This window comes from Pseudarthrobacter linnaei, assembly GCF_055412825.1.
The window spans coordinates 13,755-35,620 of the sequence record NZ_JBVAYX010000034.1; the positions used below are offsets into that span (position 1 = coordinate 13,755).

At 64.5% G+C, this 21,866-nt stretch carries 21 protein-coding genes and 1 pseudogene; 7 read left to right on the plus strand and 15 right to left on the minus strand.

What is annotated here, in order from left to right; all coding sequences use genetic code 11:
- Positions 1-88 precede the first annotated feature (88 nt).
- Positions 89-760, minus strand: a complete 672-nt coding sequence (locus ACZYZ3_RS18345) for a response regulator (RefSeq protein WP_463965227.1) — start codon at positions 758-760, stop codon at positions 89-91.
- Complete coding sequence (locus tag ACZYZ3_RS18350) at positions 751-3,540, minus strand: DUF4118 domain-containing protein (RefSeq protein WP_463965228.1); 2,790 nt, start codon at positions 3,538-3,540, stop codon at positions 751-753. Before ACZYZ3_RS18350 ends, ACZYZ3_RS18345 begins: the two co-directional genes overlap by 10 nt.
- On the opposite strand from ACZYZ3_RS18350, the gene ACZYZ3_RS18355 reads away from it, so the two are divergent.
- Positions 3,506-4,027 carry a TspO/MBR family protein gene (locus ACZYZ3_RS18355; RefSeq protein ID WP_463965229.1) on the plus strand — a complete coding sequence of 174 codons (522 nt, stop codon included), beginning with the start codon at positions 3,506-3,508 and terminating at the stop codon, positions 4,025-4,027. The two genes, ACZYZ3_RS18350 and ACZYZ3_RS18355, sit on opposite strands and share 35 nt — an antisense overlap.
- Positions 4,028-4,337: 310 nt before the next feature.
- Here the strand turns inward: ACZYZ3_RS18355 and ACZYZ3_RS18360 are convergent, their stop codons facing one another.
- Positions 4,338-4,532 carry a hypothetical protein gene (locus ACZYZ3_RS18360; protein ID WP_463965230.1) on the minus strand — a complete coding sequence of 65 codons (195 nt, stop codon included), beginning with the start codon at positions 4,530-4,532 and terminating at the stop codon, positions 4,338-4,340.
- Positions 4,533-4,907: 375 nt separating this feature from the next.
- On the opposite strand from ACZYZ3_RS18360, the gene ACZYZ3_RS18365 reads away from it, so the two are divergent.
- Positions 4,908-5,168 (plus strand): hypothetical protein, encoded by a 261-nt coding sequence (locus tag ACZYZ3_RS18365; protein ID WP_463965231.1) that lies wholly within the window; start codon positions 4,908-4,910, stop codon positions 5,166-5,168.
- An 850-nt stretch (positions 5,169-6,018) separates the two neighbouring features.
- Here ACZYZ3_RS18365 and ACZYZ3_RS18370 read toward each other — a convergent pair.
- On the minus strand, positions 6,019-7,251 hold the full coding sequence (locus ACZYZ3_RS18370) for a hypothetical protein (protein ID WP_463965232.1): 1,233 nt from the start codon (positions 7,249-7,251) through the stop codon (positions 6,019-6,021).
- A gap of 241 nt (positions 7,252-7,492) precedes the next feature.
- On the opposite strand from ACZYZ3_RS18370, the gene ACZYZ3_RS18375 reads away from it, so the two are divergent.
- Positions 7,493-8,695 (plus strand): IS110 family RNA-guided transposase, encoded by a 1,203-nt coding sequence (locus tag ACZYZ3_RS18375; protein ID WP_463965233.1) that lies wholly within the window; start codon positions 7,493-7,495, stop codon positions 8,693-8,695.
- A 40-nt stretch (positions 8,696-8,735) separates the two neighbouring features.
- Here ACZYZ3_RS18375 and ACZYZ3_RS18380 read toward each other — a convergent pair whose 3' ends face one another.
- On the minus strand, positions 8,736-10,376 hold the full coding sequence (locus ACZYZ3_RS18380; protein WP_463965234.1) for a relaxase/mobilization nuclease domain-containing protein: 1,641 nt from the start codon (positions 10,374-10,376) through the stop codon (positions 8,736-8,738).
- A gap of 2 nt (positions 10,377-10,378) precedes the next feature.
- On the minus strand, positions 10,379-10,768 hold the full coding sequence (mobC, locus tag ACZYZ3_RS18385; RefSeq protein WP_463965235.1) for a plasmid mobilization relaxosome protein MobC: 390 nt from the start codon (positions 10,766-10,768) through the stop codon (positions 10,379-10,381).
- 226 nt (positions 10,769-10,994) lie between these two features.
- Here mobC and ACZYZ3_RS18390 point away from each other — a divergent pair, with 226 nt between their 5' ends.
- Entirely contained in the window at positions 10,995-11,267 is a 273-nt protein-coding gene (locus ACZYZ3_RS18390; RefSeq protein WP_463965236.1) for a hypothetical protein, read from the plus strand.
- 575 nt (positions 11,268-11,842) lie between these two features.
- On the opposite strand, the pseudogene ACZYZ3_RS18395 reads toward ACZYZ3_RS18390, so the two are convergent.
- Together ACZYZ3_RS18395 and ACZYZ3_RS18400 are read right to left on the minus strand one after the other, a co-directional pair.
- Positions 11,843-13,192, minus strand: a pseudogene (locus ACZYZ3_RS18395) (ParB/RepB/Spo0J family partition protein).
- A 346-nt stretch (positions 13,193-13,538) separates the two neighbouring features.
- On the minus strand, positions 13,539-13,967 hold the full coding sequence (locus tag ACZYZ3_RS18400) for a hypothetical protein (RefSeq protein ID WP_463965237.1): 429 nt from the start codon (positions 13,965-13,967) through the stop codon (positions 13,539-13,541).
- Positions 13,968-14,203: 236 nt separating this feature from the next.
- Between ACZYZ3_RS18400 and ACZYZ3_RS18405 the strand changes: the two genes are divergently transcribed.
- On the plus strand, positions 14,204-14,362 hold the full coding sequence (locus tag ACZYZ3_RS18405) for a hypothetical protein (RefSeq protein WP_463958038.1): 159 nt from the start codon (positions 14,204-14,206) through the stop codon (positions 14,360-14,362).
- Positions 14,363-14,467 (plus strand): sigma factor-like helix-turn-helix DNA-binding protein, encoded by a 105-nt coding sequence (locus tag ACZYZ3_RS18410; protein ID WP_463965238.1) that lies wholly within the window; start codon positions 14,363-14,365, stop codon positions 14,465-14,467.
- A gap of 97 nt (positions 14,468-14,564) precedes the next feature.
- Here ACZYZ3_RS18410 and ACZYZ3_RS18415 read toward each other — a convergent pair whose 3' ends face one another.
- The 6 genes from ACZYZ3_RS18415 to ACZYZ3_RS18440 all read right to left on the minus strand — a co-directional run bounded on the left by ACZYZ3_RS18415 (position 14,565) and on the right by ACZYZ3_RS18440 (position 18,307).
- Positions 14,565-15,014, minus strand: coding sequence for a cupredoxin domain-containing protein (locus tag ACZYZ3_RS18415; RefSeq protein ID WP_463965239.1), 450 nt, complete (start codon positions 15,012-15,014; stop codon positions 14,565-14,567).
- Between the two features lie 50 nt (positions 15,015-15,064).
- A complete protein-coding gene (locus ACZYZ3_RS18420) occupies positions 15,065-15,697 on the minus strand; it encodes a hypothetical protein (protein WP_463965240.1) in 633 nt (210 codons plus the stop codon).
- A gap of 54 nt (positions 15,698-15,751) precedes the next feature.
- Positions 15,752-16,228 (minus strand): sortase domain-containing protein, encoded by a 477-nt coding sequence (locus ACZYZ3_RS18425; RefSeq protein WP_463965241.1) that lies wholly within the window; start codon positions 16,226-16,228, stop codon positions 15,752-15,754.
- A gap of 252 nt (positions 16,229-16,480) precedes the next feature.
- Positions 16,481-17,251 (minus strand): hypothetical protein, encoded by a 771-nt coding sequence (locus ACZYZ3_RS18430; RefSeq protein ID WP_463886346.1) that lies wholly within the window; start codon positions 17,249-17,251, stop codon positions 16,481-16,483.
- A gap of 184 nt (positions 17,252-17,435) precedes the next feature.
- Complete coding sequence (locus ACZYZ3_RS18435; protein ID WP_463965242.1) at positions 17,436-17,915, minus strand: hypothetical protein; 480 nt, start codon at positions 17,913-17,915, stop codon at positions 17,436-17,438.
- Positions 17,912-18,307 (minus strand): cupredoxin domain-containing protein, encoded by a 396-nt coding sequence (locus ACZYZ3_RS18440; protein ID WP_463965243.1) that lies wholly within the window; start codon positions 18,305-18,307, stop codon positions 17,912-17,914. The genes ACZYZ3_RS18435 and ACZYZ3_RS18440 overlap by 4 nt, the downstream gene beginning before the upstream one ends.
- Positions 18,308-18,549: 242 nt before the next feature.
- Here ACZYZ3_RS18440 and ACZYZ3_RS18445 point away from each other — a divergent pair, with 242 nt between their 5' ends.
- On the plus strand, positions 18,550-19,386 hold the full coding sequence (locus ACZYZ3_RS18445; protein WP_463965244.1) for an alpha/beta fold hydrolase: 837 nt from the start codon (positions 18,550-18,552) through the stop codon (positions 19,384-19,386).
- 507 nt (positions 19,387-19,893) lie between these two features.
- Here the strand turns inward: ACZYZ3_RS18445 and ACZYZ3_RS18450 are convergent.
- Positions 19,894-21,645 (minus strand): putative bifunctional diguanylate cyclase/phosphodiesterase, encoded by a 1,752-nt coding sequence (locus ACZYZ3_RS18450; protein ID WP_463965245.1) that lies wholly within the window; start codon positions 21,643-21,645, stop codon positions 19,894-19,896.
- Positions 21,646-21,866: the final 221 nt, after the last annotated feature.

Below are 21,866 nucleotides of genomic sequence, written 5' to 3' on the forward strand. Positions count from 1 at the left end.
GGACAACAGACCGGGTATCCCGTGGATCTTAATGCTTCCTTAACGCCGGCCTGGCGACGGCCCGGCCTGGGGGCTGGGTCCTCCTCGGTCACTCCTGGAAGCGGTAACCGAGTCCGGTTTCCGTCAGAAGATGCCGTGGCTTCGCGGGATCGGCTTCCAGCTTCCGTCGCAACTGTGCGAGGTAGACCCGAAGGTACCCCGTCTCTTCGACGTACGCAGGGCCCCATACCTGGGTGAGGATCTCATCGTGAGTGACCAGGGCCCCTCGGTTCCTGACCAGCAGCTCAAGGATGTCCCACTCCGTGGGGGTCAAACGGACACTAACCCCGCGCCGGGTCGCCTGTTTGGCGGCGAGGTCAACGGTGAAGCCATCGGTTTGCACGATCGGGACGTCCCCCGCCGTCCCGCGCCGCAGGGCCGCGCGGAGCCTGGCCAGGAGTTCATCCATCCCGAACGGTTTAGTCACGTAATCATCCGCCCCGGCGTCCAGTGCCTGGATCTTGTCATCGGAGCCGTGTCGTGCTGAGAGCACCACGATGGGTACCTCGCTCCAGCGCCTGAGCCTGCGTATCACTTCAATGCCGTCCAGGTCAGGCAGACCCAGGTCCAGAATTATGACGTCCACCGGATTACTGGCGGCCTGATCCAAGGCGCTTTGCCCGGTAAACGCGGTAACGGTTGAGTAACCTCTGGCGTTCAGGTTGATCTGCAGGGCGCGGAGGATCTGGACTTCGTCATCAACGATCAGTACTACTGCCATGGCGTCCTCTCGAACCGGGGGTCCGGCGCCACGCCCGTGGAGAGCGGCAGCCGGACCACCATCGTCAGGCCCCCGCCCGGGGTGGGCTCCGCCAGAAGAACCCCGCCCATTGCTTCAATGAACCCTTTCCCCACTGCCAGACCCAGGCCGATTCCCGTACCCGGCGTGGTGTCATCAGCACGTTGAAAGGGCCTGAACATGGCCAGAACCTCGTCCGCGGGGATGCCCGAGCCGTGATCAACGACAGTGAGCTCACTGGCAGGAACATCCCCAATTCTTGCACTGCCCGCGCCGCCCACCGCTCCGGCAATCACCACATCAGACCCCGGGGCATACTTCAGCGCGTTCTCCACGAGGTTCGCAATGACCCGTTCAAGCATGCCGGGGTCGGCATCGACCGGTGGCATGTTGTCCGGCAAAAGCACCCGGAGCCGCTCAGAAGCTGTGCCGCGCAGCGCTTCACCCACAACGTCGGCCCAAAAGACCGGGCGGATGAGCGGCGCAACGGAATCGGCCGTGATCCGGGACATGTCAAGGAGATTGCTGACCAGCCGGTCCAACCGGTCAGCGCCGGACTCTATGGTGGCCAGAAGTTCTTCCTGCTCCCCGGGCCCGAGGGAGATGGTCTTGTCACGCAGGCTGCTGGAGGCAAGCTTGATACCGGCCAGTGGCGTGCGCAGATCATGGGACACGGCCCGCAAAATCGACGTCCGCATAGTATTCCCCTCCGCCAGGCGGACGTTTTCACGCTGGCTCGCTGAGAGCTCCTCGCGCTGGACCATGGCCAGCAGGTGCGCACCGAACGCTGAGAGCAGTCGCCTCTCGTCCTGGGAAAGCTCCTTCCCGGTCAGGGTCAGCATCCTGTCCCCGTCCAACTGCTCCACAGTGTCTGCCGCCGACACCTTGTCCGGGCGGCGCGGTTCGCCGGAGAACTCCTGAAGCTCCCACGTGACGTTCCTGGAGGGGCCGGACTCACGTCCTATCCACAGACCTGCCCCCTGTACCTGGAAATGCTCCCGGATCTGGTCCAGGAACGCAGGAATGCTGTTCCCCTCAGCGACGGCCCGACGGCTCAATTCACCCAGGACGGCAGCTTCCGCGCTGGCGATGTGTGCTTCCTTGCTGAGCTTGGCCGACCGGTCCACCACCATCGACACGGCCACCGCCACCACCACAAAAATCAGCAACGCCAGGACATTCTCTGGATCAATCACCGACAGTGACCCCACCGGCCGAACGCTGAAGTAATTGACGATGAGCCCCGCAACGACGGCGGCCACCACGGCGGGCCAGAGCCCCCCGAGCAGGGCAACCCCGACGATCCCGGTCAGATGGACCAGCATGTCCGTTGACAGCTGGTCGTGGGGCAGAAGGTCCAGTACTAACTGCAGGAGAAAAGGAAGCCCCACCGCCAGGGCAAATGCCGGTATCTCCCGGCGCCGCCCCAGCCTAGGGCGCCTCGTCCGCGCCCTGTTGGCCGCGCCCTGGACGTAATTGATGAGGTGAACCTCGATCGCACCGGCACCCCGCATCACGGTCGCCGCCGCCCCCCGCCGGAAACCAAATGAAGACTGCCGCCGCGGGGACCCCATCACGATTTGGGTGGCGTTGATGCTCCGGGCGAAATCCAGCAACGCCGAGCCCGCGTCCTGCCCGCCAATGGAGTGGAAAACCCCGCCGAGCTCTGCCGTGAACTTACGCAGCAGTTCCAGGTCCTTGCCTGACTCCAGGCCGCGACCCTCCCCACTGGTGCGCACGTGCACCACGTGGAGTTCTCCACCAGCAGCAGCTGCCAGCATCCTCGCAGCCCGTCGTACCAGTGCCTGATCCTGACTCTGTCCACCCGCCCCGACGACGATCTTTTCCCTGGTGGGCCAGCTGTCCCTGATTCTTTTCAGCTCCCGGTAGTCTGACAAGCCGGCATCGACCCGTTCCGCGAGCCACAACAAGGCGAGCTCCCTCAAAGCGGCAAGCGTGCCGATACGGAAAACACCGGCCAGAGCGGCATCGGCCTCCTCCCGGGTGCCGTAGATCTTTCCCTCCGCTAGCCGCTGACGCAGCAGTTCAGGGGAGACATCCACCAACTCGATTTGATCAGCGCCCCGCACCACAGTGTCCGGGACCGTGGCTGCTTCCTGAACGCCCGTGATCGTGCGCACGACGTCGGACAGCGATTGCACGTTCCTGATGTCCAATGTCGAAAGAACGTTCACCCCTGCTTCCAGCAGGGCGCCGATTTGCTCCCACCGGCCCACACCGGCCGACACCGCAGCGTAATCATCAACCAGGACGATGTCAGGGTCACGGGCTGTCAACGCCTGGACATCTAAACCGGCATCCTCACCCGGGCTGCATGCAAGCTCAGGGCATGCTTCCATGCCCTGCAGCAGTCCGGCAGTGTCGGCACGACCCCGCGTGGAGATCGCACCAACAACGACTTCTAATCCCTCCGTTGCCAGCCGGCGGCCTTCTTCCAACATCGCATATGTCTTACCCGCCCCGGGCGCAGCCCCAAGAAAGATGCGCAGATTTCCTCGTGCCATGGCTCTATTGTTCCTCCCTGCCGGGTTGCGCCTGGCAATGACCACGATCCGGCACCGCTCACCCGTTGCACGACAGAAACGCCGCGTACCCACAGCCTGTGAGAATTTGAGGGCAACGTACGGGGCCCGGCGCAACGTCCGGTTTGACGGCCGCCCCGGGATTGACCAAGGTGTATCAGTGCCCGCGAAATCTGAACAACCCATGCCTGCCCGGCCGATGCCGGGCAAGGCGGGCATCGGCCATCATATCGCGGCACTTCTGGGCTTTCTGGCCCTGTCCCACGCGGTGTCATTCCTCGGCTCGCTGGCCGTCATCGCGAACGCTCACGGTTGGTACGCGGCAGCCAGCAAGGCGCCCTGGACACCGCCGGACTGGGTCTTCGGGATCACCTGGACGGTGCTGTACGCAACCATGGCCGTGGCCGCCTGGCTTGTATGGCGGCAGCGGTCCACCCCCCCCCGCCGGGGCGCCATGGTGGCCTACGGCGTCCAACTGGCCCTGAATCTGGCGTGGACACCAACGTTCTTCGGCATGTATCCCATGTTCGGAACCGCCGCACTATGGCTGGCGCTCCTCATTATCGCAGCCCTGGCCCTCGGCGTAAGCGTCACCGTTCTCCGTTTCGGCCCCATCAGCCGGACCGCCGGGGTCCTGATGCTCCCGTACATTTCATGGATCATATTCTCCGGGAGCCTGAACCTTTACGCGGCAACCACCAACTGACGCGCAGAATCTGCACCGGGGTAAAACGGCAAACCCAACGATCCTCGTTTGAGCCGATGCCCGGGGCCAACAATCCCGCGGGAGGGGTGCTCGCATCCCGGCCCTAAGTTCCTGTCAGCGAATCCTACTCCGTGGCCATTATGGCCCTTCAGAGAACGGCGGAGAGCCCGGTATCCAGCAAAAACCCCCCGCCCGCCGGCGGGGGTTTCCTTGGTTTCCCGGCTTTGAAACCGGCCCGCCCGGAATGAAGGAAGCTGAGCAGGTCGCCCACCGTCCTCCAGGGCGCCGTATGCAAGCGCCCCACCGCAAATCAATCTGACGGTTTTGTCCGGGATTCGCGCTGGTGGTTATCGAGCTTCTTCTCCGAGTCCCGGCGACGCTGGCCCACGGTGCGCATCGGCTGCGTGATCGGCCTTTTCGGGCTCTCTTTATCCAAACCGTCGACACGGTCTTCCTCGCCGCCGGGAGAAGTTCCTCCCGCACCGAAATGTGTATTCTCGCTCAAACCTGCATCGTCCCACCCGGCAGGCCCGGGCACTAAGCGAACCGGGTCAGAGGCAGTTACGGTCCGCCCGGCTGCCGGCCCCGGCCGGCAGGGACCGGGCCCTTATCGGGAGGGCCGAGTCAACAAACGACGGGCGGATCTGCGGAGCATGCGCCTGGTCCCGGGCGGGTTTGCCTCCCCGACTCAGCCTGCCGGACACCGGGCCCGTCGGGACCCCGGAAGGAGCGCCCAGCCCCAGCACGGGATCACCCCGGCAGCCCTACCCGTGCCGCCGCGACGTCCTGACCCGGCGCTGGCCTTTGCCTACTTGCTCTCCCCCGGCCTGTTAGCGTGGAAGCGACCGTACGTAGATACCGACAGGAACGGGAGCAGTTGATGAGCACTCGAATGAACGAACCCGAAGAGTCATTGAACGACGGCAGCCGTCCGAAGGCGATGCCGGTCACCGGACACCCCGCAGGTCCGGCGGGCCCGAAGGACGACGGATCAGACCGTGATGGCGGTCAGCCTGAAGCTGCCACAGACAGCGATCCAGCCGACGGACACCGGACGATCACACCCGGTCCCGCGGAAGAAGAAAACCGGCGGGAAGCAGATGACCGCGGGCTGACCACGGACACCGGCTCCAGCGACTGACGCGTGAGCCTTCGGCGCGACGCTAGTAACCCTCGATTGGACAGGTACAAGGTTCAACAGAGAGTCTCAGTCCAAAGAACGGCACCAGGATTCGATCCAATACAAGGCAATTGCGAAGCTTAAAAGCGAACCACAACCTTGGGACCTCATCTTTGACGATGATGGAACGGGCGAGGTAGCCGACGTCGCGGCAATGCGCATTGACCACGATGGCCTTCTTGTTCGACTCGTTCACTGTAAGTACGCACACGGCGACCGCCAAGGTGCACGAGTTTCGGACTTGTATGAATTCTGCGGCCAAACGCAGAAGTCGGTTATGGGGCGCCGTAGCCACCTGGCCCCCTTCTTCGCGATACTTCTCGATCGCGCAAGAAAAACGAGAAGGCGTAAGCCCCTTCGAAGTCGGTGACATCAAGAAACTCTACGAGATCCAGGACCGAGCAATGGTCTTGCGACGGCGCATGGAGATGGTCATAGTCCAGCCGGGATTGTCAGTTTCGAAAGCGACCCCCCAACAGCTTGACCTGTTAGCTTCTACGCAGTCGTATCTCAAAACTACAATCAAGGCCCCCCTTACTGTCTGGTGCAGCGACTGAGAGCCGGAAGCGACTCGATGGAGACCTGAGAAATCAAACCACACCGCGCCTCGTTGGGCGGTGTACGCGCTCCAGCGCCTTTCCCCTGCCTCCCTGTCTGGCCATCTTCGACGTCTTGGCCGGCGAGGACTTCTGCGCCAGCCGGGCCTTCGTGTCGGTCGGCCAGGAGCCGGGACAATACCGCGGCGCGGTAGCCCTTGAGTCAATGAAGGAGGCGGCCAGATGGCCGCCTCCTTCATTGACTCAACTAAGACCTAGCGGGCAAAACCGTTCTTACCCCTCTCGGAGCCCACGGCGGCTCCTGTACGTGACTTCCTGGCCTTGGCGGCCCCCTTGCCCATGGTCACGGCCACGCTGGGGTGGGTTCCCTCGCTGCGGGCCGCGGCAAGCCGCCCACGGATCTGGTTTTCGTTGGCGCCAGTATTCGCAAGGGTCTCAGCGAACTTCTCGTGGTGTTCGGCGGATCCGTAGTCGGCGGCCGACGCGGTTTCTGTTTTGAGGCCCTGGTCTTTGAGCCGGCTGCTGTCGTTGCCGGTGACGCGGTTCTCGATCTCGCGGCCGACGCTTTCCATACGGGCGAAGAGTTCCTTTTCGGCGCGTTCGTATCGCTGCTCCACCGGTGTCCGTTCGGAGCCCTTGAAACCGCCCTCGGTCAAAAGCCTGGCCTCGTGCATCGCCTCGGCGGCTTTCACGAACGCGGGGTCCTCGAAGTGCGAGTCACCGGCGCCGTTGACGTTCGCGGTGGTCTCCTTGCGGAGCTGGTCAAGGTCGGGACCGTTGATGCCGTCCTTGCCGATGAGGAACATGCGTTCCTGAACGGTGGCGTCGGCTGCCTCCACCGCCGTGGGGGTCTTGGCGCTGTGTGCGGTCTGCAATGCCTGGGCCAGTTCGGGGTTTGCCAGGTATTCGGCGGGCACGTGGTGGCGTTCCATTTCCGGGGCCAGCTCGGCGGCCTGTGCGCGGAGTTCTTCGGCGCGGGCTGCGGCGAGCAGTTGCATGGCCTTCTCGTGTTCGGCGGCGGCCTTCCGTGTTTCTTCCTGGCTGCGTGCCAGTGCGTCCTGGCGGGCCTTATCCGTGGCGGCGGTCTGGATCCCAGACTCCAGGTACGCGGCGTCCGTGCCGACGTCGTGGGTGTCGATGCAATAGCGGGTGAGCACTTCCTGACGGATCTTTTCGGACGCGGCCAGTGCCGTGGGGTCGTGGTCTTTCCAGCCTTCAGCGACGACGTGCGCCGTGGCAATGTCATGGGGCTGCGCTTTGTCCCACCACTGGTCCTTCTCCACAGGGGCCAGCGCTGCGTGGGCGGCGCTGCGTTCGGCGGCGAGACGTGCCCGGGCTTCGTGCGCCACCTGGGCGTCTTGGTGTTCCTGCTGCCGCTGGGATTCCTGCCGGCGACGGGCCAGAGTTTCGGCAATGCGTGAGGCGATCATCAGCGACTGCCGAAGGCCGCCGTCCAGGACGTCATCCATTCCATCTGATTCACTCATCGTGTTCCTTACGTTGTTGGTGTGTGTTCGGTGGGCTTTGTATGCTCGCCATCACCCAGGGGCACCGGGTATGGCTTCATCGTGTTCTACGCCCTGTTTGTGGCTGAAGGGGATTGGCCGCCCGGTGCCCCGCGACAACTCGACCTCTAATTGAGAAGTGCGACATTGATCGCTGTGTAAGGACACGACGGCGAGGTTGTCGACTGGGCGTAGCACACCCCGACGAGCCAAGGAGGTACCCGTGACGCGATTGTGGGCGGGCATTGATGCTGGAAAATCTCACCATCACTGCGTGGCGATCGATGAGGAGGGCCGGCGGCTCTACTCTCGCCGCGTGGCGAATGATGAGACCGAACTGCTGGCCATGATCGCGGACGTTCTCTCCGTGGCAGAGGACGCTGAAGTGGTCTGGGCAACCGACCTGAACGACGGAGGCGGTGCTCTCGCTATCAGCCTGTTGGTCGACAACGGCCAACAGGTCCTCTACATCCCTGGCAGAACCGTGCACCACGCCTCCCGCACATACCGCGGTGACGGAAAGACCGACGCCAAGGACGCCGGCATCATTGCCGACCAGGCCAGGATGCGTCGCGACCTCCGCCCCGTCCGGGCATCCGATGAAATTTCGATCGAGCTCCGGCTCTTCTCGGCTCACCGCAGCGATCTCGTCGCGGACCGGACTCGCGCCATTAACCGGCTCCGCGCAACCTTGCTGGGGTATTTCCCGGCACTGGAAGCGGCCTTCGATTACTCCTTGCGTAAAGGCGCGCTGGTGCTTCTGACGAGGTACCAAACCCCTGACGGGATCCGCAAAGCAGGCCAGGCTAGAATCGCGAACTGGCTGCGAAAACAAGGAGTCCGCCAGGCCGACCTTCTTGCCAAGACCGCGGTGGAAACGGCTAACCGACAGCACACCGCCGTGCCCGGGCAGGCAGCGGCCGCGATGCTGGTGGCTAAGATCGCGGCTCAGATCCTGCGTCTGCGCGAAGAGATTGAGGAGGTCGAGGCCCAGATAGAGGCCCGGTTTCGAGAGCATGAATACGCCGACATCCTGCTGAGCGTCCCTGGGTTTGGTGTGCAGCTCGCCGCCGAGTTCCTCGCCGCGACCGGCGGAAACATGGACCAGTACGAGAACCCCAACCGGCTTGCCGGCGTCGCTGGGGTAGCCCCGGTCCCGCGTGACTCCGGCCGGGTCAGCGGCAACCACCACCGACCCAGACGCTACGACCGAAGACTGCTGCGTGCCTGTTACCTCTCTGCCCAAACCGCGTCCGTTCACTGTCCAACCTCGCGGGCTTACTACGCCCGGAAACGCGCTGAAGGGAAGAACCACAAGCAAGCCATCCTCGCCCTGGCCCGACGCCGCATCAACGTCATTTGGGCGCTCCTCAGAGACCACAAACGCTTCGAGTACCGGACGATACCGGTCACTCAAGGCGTTTGACTTTGTCATTGAGAATCCCCTTGCACTAGTGGTGTGAGTCTTATCTGTCCAGGCCCGGCCCGGAATCGCGTCGGCTGGGCTGGTACGTCTTAGCCGGCGTCGCCGGTGTTGGCGTTGAGGGCACTGCTGATCCCGGGCGGAGGGGGACCATCCCGCGCCGGGCGATATCGATGGCCCTGGGCGGCACTGCTGCCTCCGTCGCCGACTGCGGTTCTGCACCCACCAGCACGGCCTTGGGCATGGTGCCGGTGAACGGGGCAAGCTGTTGCTCGACCACTGCACGGATGCGCTGTGCCTCCCGGCTCCGTCCTGACTGCTGATGCATTTCATAGACGGCGAAGGCGGTGTTGATCAGCTGAACCATGAGGGCCGTTTGCGCGGCCGTCTTGTCCTTGCTTGCTGCGGCCATGAACAACATGGCGGTTCCCGCAATCGACGGCAGAGCCACGGGTTTGCTGTGCTCCCGTGGTGCCCGGAGCTGGGCTGTGCGGGACAGTTCAGCGGCGGTGGCCGCCAGCGGCCCCGGGGTCGGTTCGAGCCGGCAGGACCATGCCGCGAACGCCCCGGAGACGTCCCGTGCAGCCTTCGCCCAGGTCGCGTGATCATCCCGTGGAATGGTGCGCAGCTGGTCAGCCAGGGCGGCCGCGTTGCGGGTGTATTCCACCCAGACCTCCGCCGGCGGTGTCGCTTTCTCGGGGCCGGTCCTGGACACGGTGCGCCTGTTGCGGGCCGCTGCGTTCCATTCCGCTGCGGCTTCGGTTGCCAGGTGCGGTGAGTCCATCCACTCTTCACGCAAGGCACCGAGTTTCAGGTCGGAGGCAAGTGTCCCGCCGCCGAACCAGATGGGCCGCTCGCCCTGCTTGGGCCGCTCCGCTACCGAGTACCCGACGATGACGTCGGTGGTGTCCTTCGCGTAGCGCGGCCGGACCAGCATGCCGGTGTCGCGGGCACGCCGGACGAACTCCCCTTCGGTGGCCGAGGCGCTGGCGCTGGCGCGAACCTTCCTTGCCAAAGAGGACCGGTGCATTTCCCGGTCGTCCCGGACGGCGGTGGCCTTCTCGGCCCGGTCGTAACCGCGGGTGGCGTGCACGGTGGAGAGCTGTTCCAGCCCGTACTTAACTTCCAGCTCACGGCACGATTCCTGAGCCTTCTTGTAGTCGCCGTGGGTGGATGCCTTGGTGCCGTCCTCGCGGACCAGGGACACGGCCAGGTGGATGTGGTGGTTGCCGTTCTCACTCGTGCCGTGGTTGACCGCCGCCCACCGGCAGCGGGCCTTTCCGCTGGTTTCGGTGAAGCCCATGGAGTCCACGAAATCGTTGGCGACGTCACCCCACTGCTGATCCGTCAGTGCGCCCTCTTCGGCGCGCAGGCTCAGCGAGCAGTGCCACACGCTGGCGTCCTTGTAACCGACGTGAACGCGCTCCTTCTTCGCCGCGTCCCACTGCATGTCCTTGATCTGCACCGATACGTCATATGCCCTGCTCGGCTGGTCAAGATGCTTGGCAATAGCAAGCGCATCATCGCGGTCCAGCACACCGTCGTCGTACCACGCCATGATCGCAGCGTCGCCTGCCACCAGGTGAGGATCGGAGTGGGCGTTCTTCGTCTTGTTGGTATCGGTCGATGCCAGGTAAACCATGAGCCCGCCCATGCGCGAACCGCGGGTGATGTTCGGAATCATCCCTACATCAGCCCCTCAATGGTGCGGTCAATACGCATGGCCACTGACCGCAGGTGCACCAGCGCTTCACGCGCTTCAGCGGGGAACTCGCTGGTCGCGTTGGCCTGCCGTGCGAGCTGGTTAATGTTGTTCGAGGACCGGGCCAGCAGATTGTGCAGGGACATCAATTCCGCCGCGATGGCGCGGCGTTCCGTCGGTGATTCAGAGTGCTCCGACAGCGCTGTGGAAATCAGCAGATTCGGGACGGTGACCTTCTCCCGCTCGGCCCTGGCAACGAGTGCGGCTTCTTCCTCCACGGTGACCCACACCTCGCGGCGTTTCTTCGTCCCCGCCGGCGAATTCTCACGGCGGCGCTTGGACAGGCGCGGACGGGACTCATTCTGCTCAGTCACGCACTCTCCCATCCCTTCAAAAGCCCAGCGCAGCGACCCCGGAACCGGGGACCACACTGACCAGTGTGCCGCACTCGACCGTCAGTGTCGAGGCCGACAAGCCACTTACACCCGCGTAAGTGTATAGCTTGCTCCGGGCAGTCTTCGTTGATGGTTTTTTCGCCTTTCGCGCTTGGTCACCGAAAACCTGCTTTCGGGTGTCGGTGATGGTCGGTAGGGTTTCGGTATGGATATCAACGACATTGCCGCTAAAGCCGCCGCCAAGATCGACGCCGCCAGGGACACCAAAGTGAACGCCGTCAAGAGGGCCGCCGCCAGCGGCGTCGAGGTTCAGGAAGCAGCGCAGCTGCTCGGCGCCGCGGAACAGAAATACGCCAAGGACTACCAGGCCGACTTGCGTGGCTTCGGACTGGACGCCCCGACCAAGAAGGCCGGCGGGCGTCCGCGGGGCCGGAAGGGCGCGCAAGAGTCAACTCCCGTCGCGGGCGTCTCCGAGTAGTAACCCCTCGCCCACATGGGCACGGCAAAAGCTATTTCCTACGGGCTTTTCCCGCACACATGGGGACGATGGGCCCCACCTGACCGTCTGCACACAACCACCACGTCACCATCCCCATCGCACGTCCCCCTGGGTAAGCGGTGGCCGTGCACACTCTCCGTAAGGAGCGGGGGCCGGCTCGGAGACAGTCAAAGGGAAACCACTGAGCCGTAGGAACTGCACCGCCCAGGTATAGAGCCGGTCTCCGGTTTGCCGTCCGGGTGCGTGTGGTTAGACAGAAAAGGACCGGCCTGGTGGCCGGTCCTTTTCTGCTCCTCGGACAAAGGAAATCTGTGATCCAGCTTAGCTGAATGTTGTACCGGCGCTGAACGGCCGACGTGTCATCGTATCGCCGGGGCCGCGGCACCTGGGTGGTTCCTGGCGGTCGCGTCAAACGGCGGTCCGCCGCCGGTGAGTTGCAGCTGTGGTTCGCACCGTGCGGCGGACCGCCCGACCTCTGGAACGTTCCTGACCCTCATGCGCTGAGTGGCCGGGGGCCTTCCCGGGCGGCTGGGGCTCCGCCCGGCAAGGGGCTCTTACGCGGCTGCGTGTTCCTGGGCGGGGGCGCTGTCGAGGATGATCTGCTCGACCGGACTTGCCGTTTACCCCCAGGCAATGAGCCGGGTCAGGTAATCGATGTGGCGGATGCTCGGGGACCGCCATGAGTCCTTGGCGATGGTCTTCTCATACCCTGCGCAGACCAGCGCGATCAGGGACACCTCGGGCCGTGCCGTGGACTTGGCCACGTGGTCCCGCAACGGGTTCCAGCCCCACCGGTCCGAAGTCTGCCCCGTCTTGGCTCCGGCCATCTCGGCGGCGACGGTTCCCTCGTAGCCGCTGGCCGTTTCGGGATGGTGGGTGATGGCGTGAACGGTGAAGTGCTGCCATCCCTTCGGCGGCTGTTTCTTCGCCAGCAGAGTCTTCACGAAGTCACGGCGGACCACAGTAGCCGACTGCATCAGTTTGTTGTTTTCGATCAGGGTTTTCCGCTCGGCCTTCTGCTCCTCCGTCATCGGGCCTTTGTTCGCCGCTGACGCGCCGTAGCCGCTGTACCGGAGCGTGAAACCGAGGTCCTTCCATCCGGCCACGACCGGGACGGTGGAGTGATGGCCGTTGTAGGAGGAGACGATGTGCACGGCGTTGGCGTCCTCGTCGGTGGCCGGTTCCCCGTCGGCCCGGTTCAGCGAGGACACCCGGACGTTTTCGCTGTCCCCGTCGTATCCGGCCCGTTCCACCACGGTGGTCCCGGCGGCTTCCAGCTCGGCAGTCAGCGCCGCGAGGGCGGCCGCGCGGTCGCGGCGGTCCCGCAACTGTTGGGTGACGTGTGCGAGCATGTCCGGTTCGTCGGCGATGACCGATTCCAACTCCTCCACCGCGTCACCGTCAGTGGCAAACTCGGCCAGAATCAGGGCCGCTTTAATCGTGTACCCCTTGCCCAGGGCGGCGGATCCGGCGCTCGAGGATTTGGCCTTCAGGGCACTCTCCACGGTGGTCTTCGTGCGTCCGGTCTTCTTCGCGATCGCGGCAGCTGAGACGCCAATCAGGGAAAGCTGGTGGTAGGCGTCGGCCTCGTCCGCTTCGGTCAGTTCAGCGCGCTGGATGTTCTCCACGACCTGGGTCACGATCCGTTCGGCTTCCTCGGGGGACTCGATGATCATCACCGGGATACTGGCGCGTCCGGCTTCGACAGCGGCGCGGGTGCGGCGCTGGCCCATCAGGACATGCACCACGCCGTCGTCCTTGCGGTGGGCGATGACGGCTTCCATCACGCCGTGTTCCTTGATGCTGGCAATGAAATCGGCGGTCAGGGCGGCGTCTTTGCGCACGTTGATGTCCACGGTCAGGGTGGCCGGGTCGAGCATTTCGAGGGTGGGTGTGGTGTTCATGGTGTTGCTCCTTTTGCAGAGGATTCCGGTGGGTGGGGCGACCAATGGTGACCGGCCAGCTTCCCCTCTCCCCCCGTTGTTTTTTGGTTGCTGGCAAGCTCGCTTGCTCGGCGGCCGACGGAGCCCTGTCTACCCGCAGGGCAAGGGGCCGGAAATTCCCTCAAGGAAATCAGCGACGCAGGAGCGCCGGAGGGAACTTCCTGCACCGCAGGCCCCGACGAAGGAGGGGCTAGACAGGCTGGAGCGGACGCCTAGAATCCGCAGGAATCTCAATGATGTTGTCAACGGATGTTGGCATGCCTTTTGGGTGTCCCGGCCGGTGGCGGCCGGGACACCCCGAGGAGCTTTAGTCCGTCCAGCCGGGGTATGGCTTCCGGTCGGTGTGCGACAGTTCGGCGGCCGTGGCGGGTAGGTTGTCGGGGCCGTCGGACTGGCCGGAGGACCAGTGGAAGAACACCTCGGCGGTGATAGCTTCGAAGCAGGCGTCCTGTGACCGGAACCAGTAGGTGGAGGTATCGCCCTCGACATAGGTTCCGTAGCCGAACAGTTCCCCGTTCGCATCGCGGGTGCGGGCGACGGCGAAGATGATGTAGGGCCAGGCTCCGGCGTCCCAGCCTTCGCTGCCCCAGTTCGGCAGCGCGGACCAGGCGGTGCCCTCGCGGGTGTCCATCCAGTCGTACCCGTCCCCTGCCCGGCCATCGGCGGGAAGGACCGGGGCGGCGACCGTTTCGGCGGTGTCGGCCGTTGTCGTGCGGGTCATGGTCGTCGTGTTCATGAGATGATGCTCCGTTTCGCTCGGGCGCGGCGGCTGCCTGGAGTACCGGCTTCCCTCTCCCCCACCATGTTTTTTGCCTGCTGGCGGAGCATCGCGTAGCTGTGCCCGACGGAGCCGGGGCAACCCGAAGGGCAAGCAGCGGATGGGTTGGGTGAGGAAATAAGCGCAGCGCCGAACGCAAGGCATCCGGTGCGCGGCCGTCCGCAGGACGGTTGCGCAGGGGATGGATTGGGTCGGTGACGTACCGCCGGGTGGTGGATGTTGTCCGGCGGGATCCAAACCATCTGGAGCGTGACACCCGGCACCACCGCGAGACGACGGCGCCGGGCCAGAACTCGACCGAGGAGCTGAGCCTGCGCAGGTTCGAGGATGAGAAGGTCCCGGGCAGCCAGTAAATGATCAGCGCTGCCCAGTCGCAGGCTATAGTCCTGGTGTACTTCGGGGGGCAGACCTTCGTGGAAGTGGCAGCGGCCCTCAACCTGAGTGTCTCCGCAGTCTAGTCCCGTACCCGCGACGGATTCAGCAACCTGCGGCAGCTGCAGGGTCCTGCCGGCAGCGATTGAGATGACTTTGCCGACAGGCAAATCACGCGAGGTGTCATTTCACGGTGAGGGTGCCTTTCATGTTGCCGTGGAAGGTGCAGTGGTAGGGGTAGGTCCCGGGTTTGGTCGGGGCGGTGAAGGTGCCGGTGCCGACTTTGATGGCGGCGTCGAACGCGGCACCGGTGTCAGCGGTTACGGTGTGCGCTTCAATGTCTTCGTTGGTGACACTGATTGTCGCTCCGGGGCTCACGGTGTCCGCGCCCTGGTATTTGAAGCCCTTGATCAGTATCTCCGCCGAAGCCGCTGCGGGTGAAGAGCCTGGGCTGGAGGTCGAGGGAACAGGTCCAGCGGTGGTAGGCAGGGCTGAGGCTGATCGTTCCGTCGTTGTCGGGGCTGCTGTCGTGCCAGACCCTGACGTGGCGGGGGCGCCGCAGCCGGACAGAGCCAGCACGACTACTGTTGCCGCCAGTCCGAAAGCCCTGAGTGTTCTGGTGTTCGCCTTCATGATGAAACCTTTCGTCTGCCCTGCTCTAGTGATCTGCGGCGGGGGGTGTGTCAGGGGTGTTTGATCCAGCAGGCCAGGATGGTGGTCGAAAGCTGGTAGGCCAGGGCATTCCTGGTGATGTTGTCCGGTCCCAGGGTCGCTGGCAGGTCGGTGGCATCCACTTGAAGGACGAAGCTGTCCTTCTGGAACACGGCTGACCCGTCGGCGGTTTCGTAGGCCGGGAAGCCCAGGTTCGCCAGACCTTCGATGGGTTTGGCGTCCTTTGCCAGGGTCTGCATCGCGTCGAAGTATTTCAGTGCAGAGGCCTGATCTTTTGCTTCCCTGACGGAAATCTCCAAGGCACCCTCTGTGAGGTGGTAGGTGCAGGTGAAGGTGCTGTCGGCCCAGTTATTGACCGTGTGCGGTTTCGAGTCCAGATCCAGGATGGAGGTGAGCCTGTCCATCGGCTGGTCCCCGCACACCATCAGGGCAGCGTCGCTGGGTCCTTGGGCTTGGGGCGTGCCCGGGGACGGGGAGGAGCCGTGGTTGTGCCCGGCGGCGTGTCCTGATTCGGCGGCAGCTGAGGATGACGAGGGAACGACCGCGGGGGTGCCGAGCCCGACGGATCCGGCGGCTGCTGCGCAGCCGGAGAGCATCAGCGACGTGGCGGCCAGCGCAACCAGGGTGTGCTTTCGGTGTTTCATGTCCAGTCCATTCGCGCCATTTGCCGCTTCCGGATGGAGCGGGAGTTCCGTGGTTCAGGTTTTGAGTTTTGCGTAGATGACGTAATTGTCATCGAAAAGCCTCGTGGCGGGGTCGTACCCGTCGCACGTGATGAGCCGGAGCTCAGCGCCGGGGGTATTGCCGTAGACCTCGAGGGTTGGAAAATTGTTCTTGCTGTACTGTGCGCCGTGGTCGACCGTGAACACAGCGAGGGTGCCGTCGGTCCGGGAGACATTGATATCGGTACCGGGGGTGAGATTGCGGAGGTCAGCGAAAACTCCTGTGGCGCCGCCGAGTGCGTTGACGTGGCCCAGCATCACGGAGGGGCCGCGTTCTCCGGGAGTGGGGGAGCCGTTGTACCAGCTGGCGGGCGCTCCGCTGCCGGCGTCCTGCGGTACTTGGAGGGAGCCGTTCTCCCGGAGTCCAAGTTTCAGGAGGTCGGTTCGCACGCCGATGGCCGGGATTTCCAGGGTCACCGGCTCGGATCGGGTCAGCACCGCGGGCTCTGCCACGGCAGGCGCGGCAGCCGGACTCGATGCGGGAGGTATCGGTACTGCGGAACTGGGTGCGGCGGGGGTGGGTGCCGCGGAGGGTACCGCTGAAGCGGAAGGTGGGGAGCCGACGTCCAGCGTTCCGCTGTTTCCTGCACCGCAGCCAGACAGGGCCAGCAGGAGCAGAACCCCGGCCGCCGTGGCAGCCCGGAGGCCCCCTCGGCGGCTGGGATTCCTGATTCTCACAGTAGTAGTGATCCGGTCAGCCGGTGCTTAGGCCGCTGAACCGGCGGTGCGGCGGCGGACAACGTAGGCTCCACCGGCGAGGGCGACCAGGGCCAGGCCCCCACCGACGGCGAGGGCGCCGGTGTCGGTACCGGTTTCCTGGCTGACACCGGTGTCAGCGCCGCCGGCCGGCACCTTCATCTGCCCGGCCTTCAACGTCCCGCACAGGGCAGGGGAGGTGGCGGCGAGCGGAAGGGTGGGGGCCAGATCGGATTTAGCGGCCTGCCCTGCGGCGCTGAGGGTGGCGGGATCAAGACCGTGAACGACCACAACGGCGGTGCCGGCGTCCAGGGCTGCCTTGGTCTCGGCGTTCAGTTCGAACGTGCGGTCCACGGTGTAGGCAGCGCCCTGCCCGCCGACCTTAAGATCAAGGCCCGCTGCGGGGCTGGTGTCACCGCTGGTGGACAGGGTGGTCGCGATTGCGCCGTAAAACGGAGCGCCTTCGGTGGTGGAGACGACTTGGTCGCCGTCCTTATCGGCCGTGGGCGCCGGGCAGACGCCCTGGGCTCCGCCGTGGATGTGCTGGACGTGCGGGTACGGGGCGTCCATAAAGGTCGCGGGCATGCCCGAGACCTTCAGGACAACGTGGGCCTGGTTGCCCTTGACATCAACAGTGATGGTGCCCGAGCCTTTGCTGCCGTTGAGCTGGCCCAGGGTGGACTGGTAGGACTGGTCCGCTGCCATCGCAGGGGAACCGGACAGGGCCAGGGCGGCCAGGGCCAGGGTGGGGACTGCCATAAAGCGAAGTGTCTTATTCATGTGATAAATCTCCTCATACACGCGCGTGTGATGTTAGGCGCCCCCGGGAAAGGGACACCGGTACTTCGGAACACTACCGTCAAAGGATGGCTTAAAATGTGGCCCGGACCACATATTTTTTGGCCAGCCCACGGCCGAGCGAGCATCAGAGGTGCCTGACCCGGGCCGGTAACCCAGCCCCGGGTCAAGCAGTTGAAGCTCCGCGGCGGGGCCCCCTGGCAGCTGGCCCTGATTCAGGCCGGGTCTTGTGCAGCAGGGCGTACCCGGCCACCGCCAGGGCCCCGGCGGCCGCTTCGGCGACCGCCGTGATGGTCTTGGCCGTATACCAGACCGGTTCATACATCGATGGCAGCGGACCAAGAGCGGGGACCTGGACATACCGGTACAGGATGACCGCACCCAGGGACGACAACGCAACCACGGCGGCGGCCGCGAAAGCCGTCCGTGAACCTTTGAGCAGTACGAACACCGCGGCCAGGGCCGCTGCTCCGGCCTGGATCAAAAACAGGGTCCCTTGCCCGAGACCGCCCGGAGCTGCCTGCTGGTAGCCCGGGGCGAGCTGGACATGGATGACGGCACTGACCACCAGACCGGCCGCGACGCCGGCACGCAGCACCCACAAGGCGCGCGTCCGTCTGGTCAGTTGTAGTTCTGGGCGGTTCATTTCACGACCAGCGTCCCGGTCATCTGCGGATGAAAGCTGCAGATGATCCCGTACTCACCCGGGGCATCCAGAGCCTTAAAGCTCACCGTTGCACCGCTCGGGACTTCAACGTCGAACCCGCCCTCGTTCTTGGCGGTCAGGGTGTGAGGGGCGCTATCCGCGTTCGTCACCGTCACCATCGCCCCCGGCTTCACCGACGCCGGGACCTCATACGCGAAGCCCCTGATCGTGATGACAGCCTCACCGGCCGGGGCCGATCCGTCAGCTGACGGGGCAGGGGAACTGGCTGCCGGCGGAGGGGCGGAGGGCGCTCCTTTCTGGGTGGCGCATCCGGTAATGGTCGCCAACGACACGGCGGCGGCTACGGCGAGGATGCGATTGATCGTTCTCATGACAATCCCTTTCCCAGGGATGTGCCCTCCGCACGCCGGACGGCGCGTCCATCAGGAAACTACCCCACACACTCTATTCGTCACCCCTGCCCTTACGGACTGCTCGACGGGGACTCGCGGAATAACCGGCCCGGACCGGGTCCATGTTCTCCGGAGGAAGTTTTCTGATGTGAAAGACATCTTGCTTCCGGTCTGTGTAGGCTGGCCCCATCCGGCACGGTAGGAGCATCGAAGGGTGAGTCATGACTGAAATCACTGCACATCACGGGTTGTTCAAGGACACCAACCTGCATGTGGATGACACCGGAGGGCCGGGTCGTCCGGTGGTCCTGATCCACGGGTGGCCGCTGTCCGGGGAAGCGTTCCAGGCCCAGGTGCCGGCGCTTCAGGAGGCCGGATACCGGGTCATCACGTATGACCGGCGCGGCTTCGGCCGCAGCGACAAACCAATGACTGGCTATACCTACGACACGCTGACCGAGGACCTGCACGCCCTGCTGGAGCAGCTGGAACTCGATGACGTCACCCTGGTCGGCTTCTCCATGGGCGGCGGCGAAGTAGCCCGCTACTTCAGCCTCTACGGAGCGGAACGGCTGCGCAGCGTCGTTTTCGCGTCCGCGGTCCCGCCCTACCTGATGCAGACCGGCGACAACCCCGAAGGGCCCCTGACCAAGGACGCGGCCACGAAGATGACAGCGGACCTTACCAGGGACGAGGACGAGTTCTACGACGGATTCACCCGCAAGTTCTTCTCCGTCAACGGAGAACTCAAGGTCACCGAGCAACAGCGCCAGGATGCCGTCGCATTGTGCAAGCAGGCGGACAAGAAAGCGGCCCTCGCGTGCATGGCCGCCTTTGGCGGCACCGATTTCCGTGACGACCTGCCCAAAGTGACCGTTCCGGCACTCGTGCTCCACGGCGACGGCGACGCCATCGTACCCTTCGAAGGATCCGGTCAGCGCACACACGCAACCCTGTCCGGGAGTGAACTGCGCGTCATCACCGGAGCCCCCCACGGATGCAACGTAAGCCACGCCGAGGAATGGAACGAAGCACTGATCCAGTTCCTGGCCAAATAGTCCACGAGGTCCGGCAGACCTCGTGGATCTATTCAACAGGAGCAGCGGTTGACAGTAGATCCTCTAACGGGATGAAACCGCCATCTGGGCTGCGATCTAACCGCCACGTTCCGCTAACAATCACAGGCCAGAGATCCCCGCAGCAGCTCACACCGTCTCGAAGGCCGAGGACGCTCGCGGGTTCAACGGGACTCTGCGTGATGTACTAATCTGCGTCGCCGTAAAGACGATGGGTGGCAGCCGCCGCGGCCGTTTAGGGCACTGTGGCCGATCCGGCCCACGGTCCGGCTCGGTTACCTGCATTTGTTCGCTACGTGAAGTTTCAGGTTCTGCGCTGCTTCTTTTCAGGGAGAGTACTGAACCTGCCCACGAGGCGTGTGCCGGCTGGATTGGGCAACGCCAGATTACGGACTGCATCCATGATGCCTGGAAGGACGCGGCACCATGGATGCAGTCCAGTCCAGTCCCGGCGGTCGGGCCGTTAGGTTCTGTGCCGGGTCCTTGTGGTCACGTGGCGGCCGCTTCTCTCGCCGTCAAGGCGCGGTCGAGCTCTGCCGCGGGCAGGGGCCGCGAAATGAGGTAGCCCTGGGCGGTGTCGCAGCCCAGTTCCCGCAGAACAGCCAATTGTGTTTCGCGTTCCACGCCCTCGGCGGTGGTTCTCAGTCCCAGGGCTTTGGCAGGGGCGATGACGCTGGCTACCAGGATTGCGGAGGTGGGGTCCGTGTCGATGGCGTCGATGAACGACTTATCCAGCTTCAACCCCGTGAGGGGAAGTTCCCGGAGCAGGGCAAGGGAGGAATAGGCCGTGCCGTAGTCATCCAGGGCGACCCCGGTGCCCGCGTGGATCAGTGTGCGTAGCTGTGCGGCGGCGGAGGGGAGATCCACGATGGCTGCGCTTTCGGTGATCTCGATGTTCAGTAGCGATGTCGGAACGCCGTGCCGCCCCAGGGCTGCCTGGAGATCGGTGACCAAACTTCCCGCTGTCAGCTGCAGAGGTGAAGTATTTATGGAGATGGCCCGGGGTGTTCCGGCGTCCAGCCAGCGCCGGGCTTGGGTGCAGGCCTCGTCGATGACCCAACGGCCGATGGCATGGATTTCACCGGTGTGTTCGGCGATGTGGATGAACTCGTCCGGGGAGACCGTGCCCAGTTCCGGGTCTTCCCAGCGCAGCAGCGCCTCCACAGCGAGACATGCACCGGTGGGGATGTCCATGAGGGGCTGGTAGTGGAGACTGAACCCTGCGTTGTTGAGGGCCTGGGGCAGGCGGCGGCGGATGAGGGCCTGGCGGGCGAAACGGCTTGTGGGGCGGCTGGGGTCGATCCTGCCCAGCCGGCGTTTGCCTTCGTGTTTGGCCTGCAGCATCGCCGCGTCCGCGTGGCGGAGGAGGTATTCCAGACGCGTCCCGGGGTCCTGCCCGTCAGCGTCGATATCGCTGGCCATGGCCAGGCCCAGGGTGGCGGAGAGCCGGAGCTCGTGTCCGTCATGGGGGAATGGCTCATCCAGGGAACGGAGGATCCGGTGAGCGACGGTACGGGCCGTGGTCTCATCGACGTCGGTCAGCACCACGGCGAATTCGTCCCCGCCGAGCCGGGCGACCGTGTCGGAGGGCCGTGTGCAGGCCTGAAGCCGGGCGGCAACGGCGGTGAGCGCGCTGTCACCGGAGCGATGCCCGAAGGTGTCGTTGATGATCTTGAAATCATCCAGGTCCACGTAGAGGGCTGCCGTCCGGGATGAATCGTTGCCGGCCAGGAGAGCTGGCGCTGACTCTTCCAGCCCCCGCCTGTTCCCCAGGCCGGTCAGCGGGTCATGGAGGGCGGCGTGCCGGAACAGATCGGAAAGTCCTTCGAAGACCTCTGAGACCGGAACGATGCGCGGGGCCTCTGCGGTGACGAGCACATCCTGATATCTGCTTTCCTCGGGTCGGTCCAGCAGCGCGGCGGCGGCGGCCCGAAGATCCAGCGATGGCGGCAGCCTGAAGGTGGTGTGTGACATCAACGCTTCTGCCGAAGCGCGGGCGTTCAAGGCCCGCCCGTAGCCCAGCCGTCCCGTCATCCGGTGATCAAGCTGGTCCCGGGTCAACAGGGAATGATTCCCTCCGACATCGATGACAACGGCCCGAAGCCGCCGGTCGGCCCGGAACAGCGCCTCAATTTCTCCCGAGGGCGTGTCGGCCCGCAGGATGATCGCCTCGAAGCCAAGATCACCCAGCGTAGGCGGAGGCGGCTTCACAGTGCGGAGGACGTAAGGGAGGGGTGCCACGAGTTCTTATTATCAGGCAAAAACGAACGGCAGCTAAACGCCGAGCCAAGAATCGGCAAGCGGCAGTGGTGTCGGGGTTTCGCCGCTCCAGGCGGTCAATATTTGTAGACAGCCGCTGCACCCCCGGGGTGTGTGGGCTGCCGCGGAGATCTCGGACAGTGGGCCCCCTTAAAATGGGGGTCTACCGAAAGTAGAGATCAGCATGACCGCATCACGGAAGC

Coding starts and splice junctions, on each gene's coding strand:
- ACZYZ3_RS18345 (WP_463965227.1), bottom strand. CDS start 760: ATGGCAGTAGTACTGATCGTTGATGACGAAGTCCAGATCCTCCGCGCC.
- ACZYZ3_RS18355 (WP_463965229.1), top strand. CDS start 3,506: ATGCCTGCCCGGCCGATGCCGGGCAAGGCGGGCATCGGCCATCATATC.
- ACZYZ3_RS18350 (WP_463965228.1), bottom strand. CDS start 3,540: ATGCCCGCCTTGCCCGGCATCGGCCGGGCAGGCATGGGTTGTTCAGAT.
- ACZYZ3_RS18365 (WP_463965231.1), top strand. CDS start 4,908: ATGAGCACTCGAATGAACGAACCCGAAGAGTCATTGAACGACGGCAGC.
- ACZYZ3_RS18370 (WP_463965232.1), bottom strand. CDS start 7,251: ATGAGTGAATCAGATGGAATGGATGACGTCCTGGACGGCGGCCTTCGG.
- ACZYZ3_RS18380 (WP_463965234.1), bottom strand. CDS start 10,376: ATGATTCCGAACATCACCCGCGGTTCGCGCATGGGCGGGCTCATGGTT.
- ACZYZ3_RS18390 (WP_463965236.1), top strand. CDS start 10,995: ATGGATATCAACGACATTGCCGCTAAAGCCGCCGCCAAGATCGACGCC.
- ACZYZ3_RS18400 (WP_463965237.1), bottom strand. CDS start 13,967: ATGAACACGACGACCATGACCCGCACGACAACGGCCGACACCGCCGAA.
- ACZYZ3_RS18410 (WP_463965238.1), top strand. CDS start 14,363: ATGATCAGCGCTGCCCAGTCGCAGGCTATAGTCCTGGTGTACTTCGGG.
- ACZYZ3_RS18415 (WP_463965239.1), bottom strand. CDS start 15,014: ATGAAGGCGAACACCAGAACACTCAGGGCTTTCGGACTGGCGGCAACA.
- ACZYZ3_RS18420 (WP_463965240.1), bottom strand. CDS start 15,697: ATGAAACACCGAAAGCACACCCTGGTTGCGCTGGCCGCCACGTCGCTG.
- ACZYZ3_RS18430 (WP_463886346.1), bottom strand. CDS start 17,251: ATGAATAAGACACTTCGCTTTATGGCAGTCCCCACCCTGGCCCTGGCC.
- ACZYZ3_RS18435 (WP_463965242.1), bottom strand. CDS start 17,915: ATGAACCGCCCAGAACTACAACTGACCAGACGGACGCGCGCCTTGTGG.
- ACZYZ3_RS18440 (WP_463965243.1), bottom strand. CDS start 18,307: ATGAGAACGATCAATCGCATCCTCGCCGTAGCCGCCGCCGTGTCGTTG.
- ACZYZ3_RS18445 (WP_463965244.1), top strand. CDS start 18,550: ATGACTGAAATCACTGCACATCACGGGTTGTTCAAGGACACCAACCTG.